This window comes from Soonwooa sp. T0.1_25 (assembly GCF_057652215.1).
The window spans coordinates 1-14,812 of the sequence record NZ_JBYFBZ010000016.1 but is presented as its reverse complement, the minus strand read 5'-3'; the positions used below and the strand labels follow the sequence as shown (position 1 = coordinate 14,812).

Sequence of the window (14,812 nt, the reverse complement as noted above, 5' to 3'; positions counted from 1 at the left end):
TGATGTTGGTATTTAATTAATGTTCGTGTTCTCCTGCGTTACTTAATTTTGCATTAACAAAAAATGCTCCTTTTACAACAATTTGCGCATTAGGATCAACTTCATTTATTGTAGTTATCGCTGTATAACCCATGTCGGATGAACCTTTCACAACTTCTATCTTTTCAAAATTCATTGTTTTTTCGTTAGCATGACCATCACTTTTTGCAGTTTGTTCCTTGCTTTTTTCCTGAGCATGTTCTTCGCCTTCTTCCTGATGTTCTTCCGCTTTCTTATCTGTTTTTACGAAAATATAAAACTTCCCATCCGCTTCTACAATCGCTTCATTAGGAACTGCAGGTGTTGTGGTATTGCTCAAACTTACAACACCTGTAATATTCATTCCATCGATAAGTCCCGTTTTACTTCCGGTTACAGTGCAGTGAACAGAAATGGTTTTGCTATCGTTTTCAAAAGAAGAACCAATACTGTAAACGCGTGCATCATACTCAATTTCGGGATTATTAGTGAGTTTAAAATGAACAATTTGCCCAACTTGCATTTTGGGTAAATCTTTTTCAAAAACCTGTAAATCCAAATGAATAGACGCATTGTCGATTATTTCGGCGACGGGTGAAGAAACGTCTACATAACTTCCTATTTGAGCATTAATAGCGCTTATTGTGCCATTAATTGGCGACGTTATTGTTAAGCCAGAACGTAAATTTCCATTGTTCACTGAACTCGGATTAATACCCATCATTTGCAGTTGACGAGAAAGTGATGCTCTTTGTGTTTGTAAAGACTTCAATTCAGCACTCGAACTTTGCAGGTTTTTTTTGGCTCCTGCATCGTTATCAAACAATTCTTTTTGACGGCGGTATTCTTGTTGGGCAAAGGTAATTCTGCTGTTTACAGTAAGATACTGCTCTTGCAATTGGATGTATTCGGGATTGGCAATGGTGGCTATTACTTGCCCTTTTCTTACGTAGCTACCAATTTGCACATTCAATGTTTTTATAACACCTCCGTACAGAGAAGTTACGGTAGCTTTGTTGTTGTTAGGCACTCGTAACATCCCATTAGCTTTGATTGTAGAAGCCAATTCTTTCATTTCAATGTTACCAAGTGTTACGCCTACGGCTTTCATTTGTTCCTCCGTAAGTGTAGCAATGGTTTGTGGCGTTTCCTCGTGATGTTCCTCAGCTTGTTCAGTTTTTACTTCGCCTTCAACAGATTTTTCTTTTTTAGAACAACTTGTTGTAAGTAGAGCGACAAAAGCTAGGTTTAGAATGCTATATTTAATTTTCATGTTATTTATTAAGTAATGAATTAATACTAATGACTGACTGATTTACTTGCTGTATCGACTCCAAATATTTCAACTGAATATTGGTTGCGGTTTGTAAAGCAAAAAGATATTCCACATACGAAATCTCTCCAGTTTTGTATCCAAGTTGTCCCGCTTTGACAATTTTTTCAGCGTTTGGTAAAGCTTGGTTCACATAATACTCGTACTGCATCACATCTTGTTGATATTGGTTGAAAGCGTTTTCAAGCTGAGTAGTAAGTTGTTGTTGCTGCAATTTTGCATTAGTTTCAGCCATTTGTTTTTGATATTCCAATGACTGTATTTTTGCTTTCGTTGCACCAAAAGTTAATGGAATGGCAACTCCAATCGTAGCAGCGTGAAATCGGTTTCCTGCGTCGAAGTATTTTTCTTGACCATTCAATGTATGAAAACCTATTAAAGACTGATTGGTATAGCCTAAACTAAACTCGGGTAAACCTTGCGATTTTTCCACTTGTTTGGTTTTCTCTGCGATTTCCATTTCTTGATAAAAAGCCCTAACAATAGGGTGGTTGGCAACCGCAAAACTGTCTAAAACATAATCTACTTTTAAAGGTTCAAAATGCTTATTAAGCGGAATTCGAATGTCATCTTGGGTGTACAAAACAGTTTTCAGATTTTTGTACGCATTTTGCAAATACACATCATTTTGTTTTAGCAAAAGATTGATTTCACCACGTTGCGTTTCTGCCGTATTAATTTCGATTTTCTTAATGTCGCCCGCATTAAAACGAACGGTTGCAATTCGGATAAAATCTTGATACAAACTGTCCATTTTTTGCAATTTGGTTTGGTTGTATTGCAAATATTCGATTTGATAATAATACGTTCGAACTTGTTTTGCCAACTCATTTGTAGAAATTTCCTTATTGATTTGTTTGCTTTTTATTTCTTGATTAATCAATTCTTTTCTTGCCTTAAACAAAGTTGGAAAAGGAATACTTTGCGAAATGGAAAATGATTGATCAAATTTTGGACTGCTGTATTGCCCCAACTGAACACCTACATCCATTTTAGGAAGTTCATTTGCAGTAGGTTTCAAAGCTTCCGAAACTTTTACATCCAAATCTTTTGATTTTAAAAGTGGATTGTTGCTCACTGCCATTTCAGTCGCTTGTTCAATGCTTAACGACAATGTATTTTGAGCATTTAAACCTTGACCTAATATTAAAAATCCGAAAATAATAACCGTACTAATGGGTTTCAAATTCATTTTTCTTCTATTGATTTTTGTACTGAAAATAATATACAGCATCGGTAAAACAAATAAGGTTAAGAAAGTTGCGGTAATTAAACCACCAATAACTACGGTTGCTAAAGGCTTTTGAACTTCTGCACCGGCGCCTGTTGAAATAGCCATGGGCAAAAATCCTAAAGAGGCTACTGTAGCAGTCATCAATACGGGACGTAGTCGCGTTTTTGTTCCTTCAAACACCCGTTTTATAATATCGGTTTCTCCTTCTTTTTCTAGTTGATTAAACGTTCCAATTAGAACAATTCCATTCAAAACCGCAACGCCAAACAAGGCAATAAAACCAATTCCGGCACTAATACTAAACGGCATATCCCGAATAAGCAATGCGAAAACACCACCTATCGCACTCATTGGGATTGCAGTGAAGATGAGTATTGCTTGTTTAAAGGATTTAAACGTAAAATACAGCAACATGAAGATTAACAACAATGCGGCAGGAACGGCAATTAATAATCGTTGACTTGCAGCTTGTAGGTTTTCAAATTGTCCGCCGTAGGTGAAATAATATCCAGAAGGTAATTTGATTTCCTTTTCTAATTGACTTTGAATGTCTTTTACCACGCTTTCTACATCGCGATCTTTTACATTGAAACCAACTACAATTCTGCGTTTTCCTTCTTCACGACTGATTTGTGATGGACCCAATTTGTAATCTACATTTGCCACTTGCGACAAAGGAATTTGGCTTCCCGTTGGGGTTGAAATCATCAGATTATTCACATCGTCAATACTGCTTCTGTGAAGACTATCCAATCGAACCACCAAGTCAAAACGTCTTTCGTTTTCAAAAACTTGTCCCGCCGCTTGTCCTGCAAAAGCTGTACTTACCGCAGTATTTACGTCTTCAATCGTTAATCCGTAATTTGCCATTCGGGTACGATCGTATTCGACGTTGATTTGTGGAAGTCCACTTACGCGTTCTACTTGCGGTGCAGTTGCACCTTCCACTTTTTGTATGGCTTTAGCGGTTTTATCTGCATAAATGGCTAAAGAATCCAAATTTTCACCAAATATTTTTACAGCAACATCTTGACGAACGCCCGTCATCAATTCATTAAAACGCATCTGTATAGGTTGACTTTTTTCAAAGAAAATTCCTGGAATAACTTCTAGTTTTTCGAGTATTTCCTCGCCTAATTCATCATACGTTTTATCAATTTTCCATTCGCTTTTTGGTTTCAAAACAATAATCATATCAGACGCTTCAGGCGGCATTGGGTCTGTAGGAACTTCGGCAGAACCGGTTTTACCAACTACCATTTTTACTTCGTCAAATTCTTTAATAATTCGAGAAGCTTGCATGGATGTTTCAATACTTTGAGTTAAAGAACTTCCTTGTGGCAAAATACAATGGAAAGCAAAATCGCCTTCTTGCAATTGCGGAATAAACTCTCCACCCATTCTATTAAAAATCATAACGCTAAAAACAAACAAGGCAACCGTTCCGCCAACCAACCAATACTTAATTTTCAAAGCTTTTCGTAGAAGAGGTTCATACACTTTATGCAGTTTGTTCATCATCTTATCCGAAATATTCTCTTTGTGCGTCGGGTTTTTAGATAAAAACAAAGCACTCATCATAGGAATATAGGTTAAAGATAGAATTAACGCGCCCAAAATTGCAAAACCTACTGTTTTAGCCATGGGTGTAAACATTTTTCCTTCAACACCAACCAATGTTAAAATAGGGATGTAAACAATAAGAATGATGATTTCACCAAAAGCGGCACTATTTCTAATTTTAGATGCAGAAAGGAAAACTTCTTCATCCATTTCCGATTGGGTAAGCCTTTGCGTGGATTTTCGCAATCCTAAATGATGTAAAGTGGCTTCTACAATAATCACAGCACCATCTACTATCAATCCAAAATCTATCGCTCCCAAACTCATCAGATTGGCACTTACACCAAAAACATTCATCATTCCTAAAGCAAATAATAACGAAAGTGGAATGGCTGAAGCAACGATTAATCCAGCACGTAGGTTTCCAAGGAACAAAACCAATACAAAAATAACGATTAAAGCTCCTTCAATTAGGTTTTTTTCAACGGTGGCTATCGCTCTGTCAACCAAATTGGTTCTGTCCAAAAATGGTTCTATCACAACATCCGCAGGTAAGGATTTTTGAATAGTTGGTAGTTTGTCTTTTACCAAGTTTACAACCTCGTTAGAATTGGCGCCCTTCAACATCATCACCATTCCGCCTACAGCATCCACTTCACCATTGTAGGTCATTGCTCCGTATCGAATGGCATGCCCAAAACGAACATCCGCAACATCTTTAATGAAAATTGGTACGCTGCCCGAAACGTTTTTTACAGGAATATTTTTCACATCCTCCAAAGAAGTTACCATTCCAATTCCACGAATGAAGTAGGCGTTTGGTTTCTTATCGATATAAGCGCCACCCGTATTTTGATTGTTTTTTTCTAAGGAATCAAAAATCTCGGTAATACTTACGCCCATCGCTCGAAGTCTGTTTGGATCGATAGCAACTTCATATTGCTTTACTTCACCACCAAAGCTATTCACTTCCGCAACGCCAGGCGTTCCGTTTAATTGTCTACGAACAATCCAATCTTGCATCGTTCGTAACTCTTGCGTTGTATACTTTTTCTCACTTCCTTTTTTAGGATGCAAAATGTATTGATACACTTCTCCCAAACCTGTACTCACAGGGGCTAATTCTGGTGTGCCAACGCCTTTGGGTATTTGTTCTGCAGCTTGCTTTAACTGCTCATTTATTAATTGGCGAGCAAAATAAATATCGACTTCCTCTTTAAAAACAACGGTAATTACTGATAATCCAAAACGCGAAATACTTCTGGTTTCCTCAATATCGGGGATATTAGCAATACTTTGTTCTATGGGAAAAGTAACAAGTTGCTCTACTTCTTGCCCCGCCAAAGTGGGACAAACGGTGATAATCTGAACCTGATTATTCGTAATATCGGGTACAGCATCGATGGGTAATTTGGTGGCGCTCCATACACCCCAAATAATAAGCACCAAGGTCATAATACCAATGACAATCTTGTTCTTGATGCTAAATTTGATAATACTATCTAACATAGACTATTTAATTTTTACTGAAAATAATTCTCTACATACGACCTACACAGCGATTAGAACATAAGACAATGCAAATGTTCTCGCTTACGCGTATAAAAACTCAATAAAAATTAAATCTTGGGCGGTTGCCAAATACCATAGATGATACCAAACTCCTTTTGAGGTTGGTAACTTACTATTTCTGAATAGATTGGGAAAATTTCTTGCTCGAAATGATAAATGCTATAGCTTGCTTCGGAAATCTGCATTCCGCAACATGAGCAACTACAAAATGGAGAGCATAAATCAGAATGTTTTTCTGATGATTCTTTGTGATCCTTATGAAGTTGCGTTTTATTTACCACAGTTTGTGCCAAGCCATCGTTACAAGGCATTGTAACGAGTATGGTAAAGAAAACTGCAAAGAAAATTCCGAAATACTTCACAGGGCAAAGATAGAGATTAATTCTTTATGCTGCACTATTTTTTAGTCATTTTCGCAAATAACCTATTGTAAATCAGTTTTTTCATCCAATTACTTTTCTTTTCGCTTTTTTTATAACGTAAGATGCGTAGCTACTTTTGTGCAAAACATTTTTTTTGTTTTTCCATCATTCAAAAAACATCTGCAATTAATATAAACCAATGCAAACGAAAATCTACCTTTCACTATTTTGCATCATTTAGTCCATCTAAAATAGTTTTTTTCAAATCCAAAAATATTTCTAAAAGTTTTCTTCATTTTCTCTTACGTTCTTACGTCATTACGGTTTTCCTCTTTTTTCTTTCATTCGCAGTTTGTATATTTGAAAATTCACGGGATAATACTATATCTCACAATTTACTTTCGAAAATTCTAGTTTGAAAAAATGTACAAAGAAAATTTATTTCAGTTAATAAGTCGTGGTGAGGTTGTATTATGGGTAGGTGCTGGCTTATCATTATATGCTGGTTTGCCGACAGGTAACCAATTGTCAGAATTTATCTTTGATGGATTAACTCAAAGCGAAAAAAATAGTATCAATAGTAATCTATTGTTACCTGATTTAGCTGAAGAAATTTATAGAATTAAAGGTAATAATAGAAATTATCTTATTCAAAAACTAAAAGAAAGAATTTTAATATCAAAGTTCATATCGACTTCAACTCATATGAATATTTCAAAAATTCCACATTTTAGAAATATCGTTACAACTAATTATGATTTACTTTTTGAAGATGTTTATAAGTCCAAAATCAATACGATATACTCTGACCAACAAATTCCATATTCTTCTGATAAAAAAGTAAATCTTTATAAAATTCATGGTGATTTATCTGTTCCTGATTCTGTCATAATTACAAGATCAGATTATGACAATTTCTTTGGTAGCAAGAAAGAGGATGATGTGCTTTGGACAGTTATAAAAGAAAAAATTGCTACCAAGAGTATATTATTTATTGGATATAGTTTGGATGATTCAAATATTGCCGTGATATTTGATAATATTACTAAAAAGCTTGGAAATAATAAGAAAGAATGTTTCTTTGTTTCACCAAACGTTTCACCTCAAAAATTAAATCATTTGTATGGTAAAAATATTCATTACATTAATTCTACGGGGGAAGAACTTTTTACAGAGCTAATACAATATTTAAAAGATAACATAAAAAAAGATTTTGAAAATAAGTTCATTGATGCTGAACTTTATGCAGATTTTATTAGAAACTTCAATTTGAAATCGGAAATAGAAATCAATGAGGATAAAAATATAATTAAGAATTTTAAAGGAATAGATGGTGATGCAGAATCTATTGCTACTTTTACAGTTAAGTCTGATTATCCTGATTTTGAAAAAATAATTGATTTGTCAAAAGGTGAATATTTAGATGAGTTGGTCATTGATAAATCTGCTTTTGGAGACTGGGATTTTAGAATTGAAGGAATCAAAATAGCTGGAATCCAAGATATTCAAAACTTGACAGTTATTCCAAGCCCTATTTTTGATAAAAAAGTAGATGTTATTTTTGATGATGGAACAGAAACGAATGATATTCACATCAAATTTTTCCAAGGTATTAACAAGAATAAATTAGTTGCTGAATTACACGGTAATGAATTTGAAGTCTTATACGAATTGGATGATAAAAATTCTTTAAATTTTAAAGTTGATTATAGAAATTCAAAACAGATCAATAGTGTTGCTAAGCAATTACAGTTTTATGCAGCAATGAATTCATTAACACTTGGAAAAATGTTCAGTGCCTTTTGGGAGGGAAATTTAATATTTTCTTCCTTCGAAAATTTTGAGGAAAGAATAACAGATGGATTAAAAGGCTTATATGATTATAATATTTTTTACTTTGAATATTTTCAAAAACTAAAAGAAATCGAGAAATTATTTAAAGTCAAGTTTTCTACTATTGATATTAATGAAGTATCAGATGAAAATGATTCTTATTTGGAAAAAGTGTTAGCTAAATCTAAAAATAAACCTGTTGAACAAACATTCAATGGACTTTCATTTAAAGTTCCACTTACATCTAATAATATTGAGATTTTTGAAGAATCAAAAGGCAAAATTGTTCCTATGAAACTTGCAGGACATATGGGAAATGTAATTATTCATGGCATAGAATTCGAGTTAGGTGATTACGAGTTACATATTGTTGAGCCAATTATTTTAAACTTAGATAATATCCTTAATGGTGTCAATGAAAAAATGAGAATCGAAAGTAATCAACAAAAAGCTATTGTTATTTTCAAGTAGTATATATTGCTATAGTAAGACGTTTTAACCTCTCGTACATATAATAATTTTATTATTGATAGTCAAAATGTTTACCTTTGTAACATGAGTGATTTACAGCGTTCCCAACTTTTTCAATCTATTAAAAATCTTGTAGATAATGCAAGAAATAGCATTGTTCGAAATGTGAATTCTGCGATGATTTTAACCTATTTCGAGATAGGTAGAATGATTGTGGAAGATGAACAAAATGGAAAAGAACGTGCAGATTACGCTAAAGAAACGCTTAAAAACTTAAGTGGTTTACTTACAAAAGAGTTTGGTAGAGGTTATTCCGTTGATAATTTACAATGGATGCGCAAATTTTATCTCATATACCAAAATTACGCGACACCGTCTCGTATTTCTACCGACGCACCAATTTACGAGACGCTGTCTCATATTTCCGAAATTTCCCAACTGCAAACAGGGATTTCTGAATTTCCATTTTCTTTGTCATGGTCGCATTACATTCAATTGATGAAAATTAATAATGAAGACGAACGCAAATTCTATGAAATAGAATCTACCAAAAACAACTGGAGCCTACGTGAATTGAAAAGACAATTTAATTCCGCTGTTTACGAACGTTTAGCATTAAGCCGTGATAAGGAAGGAGTGAAAGATTTGGCTAAGAAAGGTCAAATAATTGAAAAACCAACCGATGTACTAAAGAGTCATTATGTTTTAGAGTTTTTAGATTTAAAAGAAGATAACCGCTATTCTGAATCCGATTTAGAAACCGAAATCATCAATAAATTAGAGCATTTTATGCTTGAATTAGGTAAAGGATTTTTATTTGAAGGAAGACAACGAAGATTTACATTTGAAGGAGATAGCTTTTTTGTAGACTTGGTTTTCTACAATCGTTTGCTAAAATGTTTTGTTATTTTCGATTTAAAAATAGGTAAATTAACGCATCAAGATATTGGACAAATGCAGATGTATGTTAATTACTATGACCGTATGGTAAAACTTCCAGAAGAAAACCATACCATCGGAATCATACTCTGTAAGGAAGAAAACAAAACTGTAGTAGAATTCACACTTCCCGAAGACAATAAAACTATTTTCGCTAAAGAATATAAAGCAGTCCTACCAAGCAAAGAGGAATTGAAACGCCAACTTGACAACTAACTTACAAATAGCACCGCTTTCCCCCAGCAAATAACATAATAGACATTATACTCATACGCAGCCGCTTCGGGGATTGCGTCCACCCGCCTGTCCTGAGCCTGTCGAAGGGTTACCGCAACTGCCAACAAGGTATGCCTATAATGTGAGATTATGTTAAATGCTTCCCATACAACGGGCATAGCCCTTTTGTGCCTTCTCCTTGCCAACGCTTTTCTCCCAACCCACCCATTTTATAGGATGCACAAAAAAGATGCAGATAGAGTAGTCCTTTGCCAATCGTTACAGTCGCTTCTTGCCTGAAACTATTTTATAGAAAATAAAAAAATAGTTCACGCAATCAGCCACTTTCACTCACTCGCATAGCAGTATTCCTTCAATCCTCCAGGAGCTTATGCCAACGCTTTGTTTAAATCCCAATTCAAAAATACGGTAGTTTCATAGGCACATAGTTTTAGTGTATTTCTTCATCGGTCTTTAAAACATCCAACAAAGCTCCTTCCGTCAATCAGTCATACAGCTATCTTTTCCAACGCGCAGAACGATTAGTTTCCAAATGAAATATTATCATAATTGAACGGAAAGTCAAGCATCTTTTTTGTGCGAGCTTATCTACCCGTTTTTGCCGAATCTTCCCGAATCTAAATCCGACCTTCTCCAAGTTCCATCACTCCATACAACGCAAGCTTATGTATGCAGTTCAGTCACCGCACGCAGGAGTATATCGCCACACTGAACGCCAACCGCCATATACACCTGCCTTTTCCACCGCTCACCATCCTTTGCCAAGCATCGTCCCACCCCTTTTTTACCATTCTTAGAACATTGGGGTTCCTACAAAAAATAAAAAAAGAAAAGCAAGTTAGGGGGCTTCCTAATCCAGCCGCTATATTGTGTAAAGGTCAAGCCCTACGGGTTTTTGCAAAAAGATTTTTTTGTAAAGAATTTACAAAAAAACTTTTTCCAAAAAACCTTGACACAATTCCCCGCCCCCTAAAAAGAGGGCTTTCTTTTTTTCTTTTTTTTTCGGTTTTTTTCTTCGTTTTCTTTTGAAAAATTTTCGGCGCAGCATCAATTTTTAAATCCCACGCCATGACAAATTTTAAAGTACGCACGTACAATTCTGAAAAAGAAACGCCCGAAAATGCTCTATTTATCCTTTCAAGAGGACACAACGCAGGAAAGCCACTGTTTGAGCCTTGCCCGAACTGTTTTATCCTGTATTGCAACGACCAAGAAGAACGCGAAAACCTGTACTGGACATTTTTCACGCTCTGGAAAAATGGCTTTTTTCATCCGTATTTATGCGGTAGTGTTATCGAAATGCTTCGCTTGTTTGAATTCAAGAAAATTCTGCAAAATTTCATCATTCCAAGCCTTGCCAAGATGCAAGAAAACGCCAAAATCCTTTCCGACATCAAAGCCGTTTATCAGTTGGAGCAGAAGTTTACCGAACAACTTAAGCAGCTATCCGAACTTCGTTCCGTTTTAGTCCGAAAGTATTATTTTCAAATCTAATTTTTTAAAGTCCCCGAATCGGGGACTTTTCATTTGTTTGAACATTATTCCCACCTCGAAAGGTAGATAAGTGCAACATATTTAACCCTCCTAAATAACGGAGTGCAAGCAAAGGAAAGCAATAGAAGTACATTAAAAAAGCCCGACGAATTGCCGAGCCTAAAAGGGGTTAATTGATAGAAATTGAAAGCTATTGCTTTTCTGAATCTTGATCTGCAGATTGATTTTCTTGAATTTTTTCGGAATTTTTCCCGAATTCTTCCGACTTAATGGCGGTTTGTGAAAGTGCACTTGCGAGAGTACCACCAAGAAGCAAATAGCCTCCAATCGTTACAACTGCAGTAGGTAAAGCCACCGGAGCAGCTACTAAAACACCACCAACGGCGGTTAGGGTAAGACCAACAGTGCGAATAATGCGAAACCATTTTGGTGTGGGTTCCTGAATCCGACTTACTAAATTGAAATTATTTGTTTTCATTGTCTTGTAATTTTGATACATTAAACTCTAACTTATTGACTCTTTGCTCCAGATATTCTACTTTTTGATTGAGAAGATCTTGCGAGTTTTTGAATTCTGTTTTGATAAGCAAAGCCATTGTTTTGACTTCCGAAATATCGCGTTCCATATTCTTAAAATCGGAGTGTAATTGCTTAATAAAATAAGCAACCACCGCCAATAACAGACTGGAAATTGAACCAAACAGAATATTGATATCCAATGTTGCACTCATGATTTCCATGTTTTAGAATTGAAAATTGTTTTCGATGATGATGCCTTTGTCTTTTCCTTGTACAACGTTGAGCAGCTTAGGATAAATCATTTTGTAGGCTTCGGTACTTTGTAGAACCTGATAATCACCATCTTTTTTGATATAACTTAGTCCGCAAAGTGGACATCCAGCCGTTTGAGTGAACGTATTTCCGATATGGATATACACAGCGTCAAAGGTTGGTAAACCGTCAATTTCAATCATGCCACGATGCATAACGGGAAACTTATTGGCGTAGTCTTTATTCTTACCGCCCCAAGTATTTAAAGTCAGATAAAATGAACCTGTAGGAATCGCAGTTTGTTTCATGATTTTTACGGCTCTTATTTTATCCTCCAATAAAAAACATTGGAAAATTCCATCAATATATAAATGGGATAGCGTGGATTGTTTGCCTTCGGCAACTCTAACTATTTTTGTTCTCATGACTTTTAAGAATTAAAAAAGCCTTCCCGAATTGAGAAGGCTCTTGTTAAACACAAACTAAAAAACTTCCTCAATTTTGAGACAGTTACCACTCGCAAAAGGATAATACTGACCGTTAACCTCTTGGAAAAACTCAATCCCAATACACTGAACTACCGAAACATTATTGGTTAATGTTGGCGCACCTGGTAACGCAGAAGTCAAGGTAGAACCTGCATAAATCGTATCTAACGGAATGTAAGTTGAATATTCAACATTAGTTAACTCGTTGTTGACCATATCTTCAGGTTCATAAGTTCCTGTAGTAGGGTTGTAGGTAAAATCTGATAAAACCGCTAAAGCATTAAGCAAACGGAAATGCGTAGAACCCGAAGGCGCAGAAATCAAATCAACTGGATTAAATTCAGCAATGATAAAATCAGCAGTATTGCGGCTTACATCGTGATTTACATCATAAGGAGCATTGAAAATACCACTAATAGAAAGATTCTTGTTAAACTCAAAGCCTTCTAAATATTTTCTTTGGGTAGAAACTTCTACTTTTCGGTAACCTCTGGCTTCCGTTCCATCCTCCAAATTGATTTTCTTCATAATAGAAGTTAATCGACCTGTAACTTGTGGATCAGTAAATTTCCCCATTAACGCAGATAAAGCCGTTCTCAGAGATTTCCCTGTTTTCGCACAACCCCCGAACTCGTTCATGTTTTCTCTTGTTCTTTCGAACTCTGGGGCAGTTTTCACTTGTTCTGCAGTAGGTCCGCCTACCATACCTGCGAAAAAACCTTGTTGCCCTTTGATTTTGAAATGTCTTACATCGCCAATCGTTCCGACGTATTTCATAAGACCTTTTTGTCTTGCCATGATATTAAATTTTAAATGTTAAAAAAGAATGAAAAAATCTGTTGTCTAGACAGATATAAATTTCTTGAATTAACTTTATAAAAACAATAATTAAAATACTGTAAACCAATGAAATACAATGAAATCACACCAAATGGAACGGAAAATAAGAGCAGCTTTAAGGTTCAAGACCAAGAAAATTATTTTCTAATGAAAGACATTCAAATCGAGACCCACATGATTGTGGAAAGGGTATTGGATGGAGATAGTTTAATCGTGAAAGAAGAATTCGGGCAAATAAGCAAAGAAATAAGATTATACGGATTAGATGCTCCCGAAGTAAAGATAAGCCGTAAAACGCTACAAGACGAAGCCAAAAGCCATGTTCCTGCATATAGGTTGGTGCAGTTTGGACTCATGAGTTTAGATTTTATGTTATCGCTTGTGCCTGTCGGCACACGCCTAACATTAATCACTGAATCCAAACACCAAGTCGATTTCTGGAAACGGCAGTTAGCTTATGTCATCCTACCAAACGGCAAATGCTTGAATGAAGAACTTATAAAAAATGGCTATGCAAAAGCTAGCCATGATTATTATTGCGAAAAACTCCCTATCTATCAGAGTTTAGAATTTCAAGCTAAACAACAACACCTCGGAATCTATCTGTTCATCGATGTTTTCTGATTTGTTATACTTATGTTGTACTTTTTTAATAAAGAAAGTCAGAAAGTACCATTAATAAAGGACAACTTATATAGACTTTATATAATACAATGTTATCTGCAGTCTTTTTTTCTAATTTGTGCCAAAATATTTTTGCACAATTGGTTCGAATGCGGCTCCGATTAGATATAACAAAATACTCCAGATTATGAAAAGAAGCCAATTATTTTTTATCATTTCGAAAATTCCCATTGGACTTATTCCATAAATTGTGAAAACACTTGCTTCAACTTTTAATTTATTTTCTTCTTCTAATGTTAAAATTCGGTCAATTATTTCTACTTTTCGAGTTGTAGACATATGAAGTTTCAAATAATCACGATTATCAAATGCTGTTGCCTCATCTTTCCCAATTAATGCATCTCTATTCGAAATTTCATTCCTATTCGCTAAATTTAGTAATTGTCCATTGGGTTTATGTTTTTCAAATTTGTAAGTATAGATTTTCCCCAATATTTCAGGTAAATCAAATTTAAATTTTGATTCTATTTCTTTTGGTGTTCCTCCTAGAATTCTAAATCTATTTGCTATTGCCTCAAAACCATAACTTGCATTTCTCATGTTCCAGTGAATCCAGTTACAAGTGTGGTGTTTATTTACAAACTTGTAAAAATCTATTAACATTTTTTTTTCCAAAATATCATATTCATCATCATCTATACAACACAAATCAAATTTTTCGATTTGTGCTTGTATATGAATTGAGAAAGTTTTTGTAGTGTTACTTCCTCGGTCTTTTATACAAATTGAAGTAACTCTCGGTGTTCTACCGTTCAAATTGAAAAAAGATTCACAACTATAATGGATAATTAATGCTTTATTATTTTTCTTTTTTAAACTTGTTATTATTTCTTTGCCAATTTTTCGACTTTCAAGTCGATTAGTTGTGAAAAATCCCATCTTTTAGCGCATAGTTTTGTATTATCCTGAAATAGTTGACACATTTTTCAGTTTTTTTTGTGGTTCTAAATTAGGATTTTTTTTCGTTTGTAGG

The 14,812-nt window shown here is 34.9% G+C and carries 13 protein-coding genes; 4 read left to right on the top strand and 9 right to left on the bottom strand.

Going from position 1 to position 14,812, the window contains the following annotated elements:
- Positions 1-16: 16 nt before the first annotated feature.
- From AC23MB_RS13240 to AC23MB_RS13230, 3 genes are all read right to left on the bottom strand, one after another.
- Positions 17-1,291: an efflux RND transporter periplasmic adaptor subunit gene (locus tag AC23MB_RS13240; RefSeq protein WP_487787505.1), complete on the bottom strand. Its 1,275-nt coding sequence runs from the start codon at positions 1,289-1,291 to the stop codon at positions 17-19.
- Position 1,292: 1 nt separating this feature from the next.
- A complete protein-coding gene (locus tag AC23MB_RS13235; RefSeq protein WP_487787504.1) occupies positions 1,293-5,657 on the bottom strand; it encodes a CusA/CzcA family heavy metal efflux RND transporter in 4,365 nt (1,454 codons plus the stop codon).
- 110 nt (positions 5,658-5,767) lie between these two features.
- Positions 5,768-6,082, bottom strand: coding sequence for a DUF6660 family protein (locus AC23MB_RS13230; protein ID WP_487787503.1), 315 nt, complete (start codon positions 6,080-6,082; stop codon positions 5,768-5,770).
- Between the two features lie 423 nt (positions 6,083-6,505).
- On the opposite strand from AC23MB_RS13230, the gene AC23MB_RS13225 reads away from it, so the two are divergent.
- Positions 6,506-8,386: an SIR2 family NAD-dependent protein deacylase gene (locus AC23MB_RS13225; protein ID WP_487787502.1), complete on the top strand. Its 1,881-nt coding sequence runs from the start codon at positions 6,506-6,508 to the stop codon at positions 8,384-8,386.
- Positions 8,387-8,470: 84 nt separating this feature from the next.
- On the top strand, positions 8,471-9,541 hold the full coding sequence (locus tag AC23MB_RS13220) for a PDDEXK nuclease domain-containing protein (RefSeq protein ID WP_487787501.1): 1,071 nt from the start codon (positions 8,471-8,473) through the stop codon (positions 9,539-9,541).
- An 899-nt stretch (positions 9,542-10,440) separates the two neighbouring features.
- Here the strand turns inward: AC23MB_RS13220 and AC23MB_RS13215 are convergent.
- Positions 10,441-10,632: a hypothetical protein gene (locus AC23MB_RS13215; protein WP_487787500.1), complete on the bottom strand. Its 192-nt coding sequence runs from the start codon at positions 10,630-10,632 to the stop codon at positions 10,441-10,443.
- On the opposite strand from AC23MB_RS13215, the gene AC23MB_RS13210 reads away from it, so the two are divergent.
- Positions 10,631-11,056 carry a DUF6943 family protein gene (locus tag AC23MB_RS13210; protein ID WP_487787499.1) on the top strand — a complete coding sequence of 142 codons (426 nt, stop codon included), beginning with the start codon at positions 10,631-10,633 and terminating at the stop codon, positions 11,054-11,056. The genes AC23MB_RS13215 and AC23MB_RS13210 overlap by 2 nt on opposite strands.
- A gap of 190 nt (positions 11,057-11,246) precedes the next feature.
- Here the strand turns inward: AC23MB_RS13210 and AC23MB_RS13205 are convergent, their stop codons facing one another.
- The 4 genes from AC23MB_RS13205 to AC23MB_RS13190 are packed head-to-tail and all read right to left on the bottom strand — an operon-like array spanning position 11,247 to position 13,113.
- Complete coding sequence (locus AC23MB_RS13205; RefSeq protein WP_487787498.1) at positions 11,247-11,534, bottom strand: hypothetical protein; 288 nt, start codon at positions 11,532-11,534, stop codon at positions 11,247-11,249.
- Positions 11,521-11,787, bottom strand: a complete 267-nt coding sequence (locus AC23MB_RS13200; RefSeq protein WP_487787497.1) for a hypothetical protein — start codon at positions 11,785-11,787, stop codon at positions 11,521-11,523. The genes AC23MB_RS13205 and AC23MB_RS13200 overlap by 14 nt, the downstream gene beginning before the upstream one ends.
- A 12-nt stretch (positions 11,788-11,799) precedes the next feature.
- Positions 11,800-12,252: a DUF5675 family protein gene (locus AC23MB_RS13195; RefSeq protein ID WP_487787496.1), complete on the bottom strand. Its 453-nt coding sequence runs from the start codon at positions 12,250-12,252 to the stop codon at positions 11,800-11,802.
- Between the two features lie 57 nt (positions 12,253-12,309).
- Entirely contained in the window at positions 12,310-13,113 is an 804-nt protein-coding gene (locus AC23MB_RS13190) for a hypothetical protein (RefSeq protein WP_487787495.1), read from the bottom strand.
- Between the two features lie 108 nt (positions 13,114-13,221).
- Here AC23MB_RS13190 and AC23MB_RS13185 point away from each other — a divergent pair, with 108 nt between their 5' ends.
- A complete protein-coding gene (locus AC23MB_RS13185) occupies positions 13,222-13,779 on the top strand; it encodes a thermonuclease family protein (protein ID WP_487787494.1) in 558 nt (185 codons plus the stop codon).
- A gap of 111 nt (positions 13,780-13,890) precedes the next feature.
- Here AC23MB_RS13185 and AC23MB_RS13180 read toward each other — a convergent pair whose 3' ends face one another.
- On the bottom strand, positions 13,891-14,718 hold the full coding sequence (locus tag AC23MB_RS13180; protein WP_487787493.1) for a hypothetical protein: 828 nt from the start codon (positions 14,716-14,718) through the stop codon (positions 13,891-13,893).
- Between the last annotated feature and the right edge of the window lie 94 nt (positions 14,719-14,812).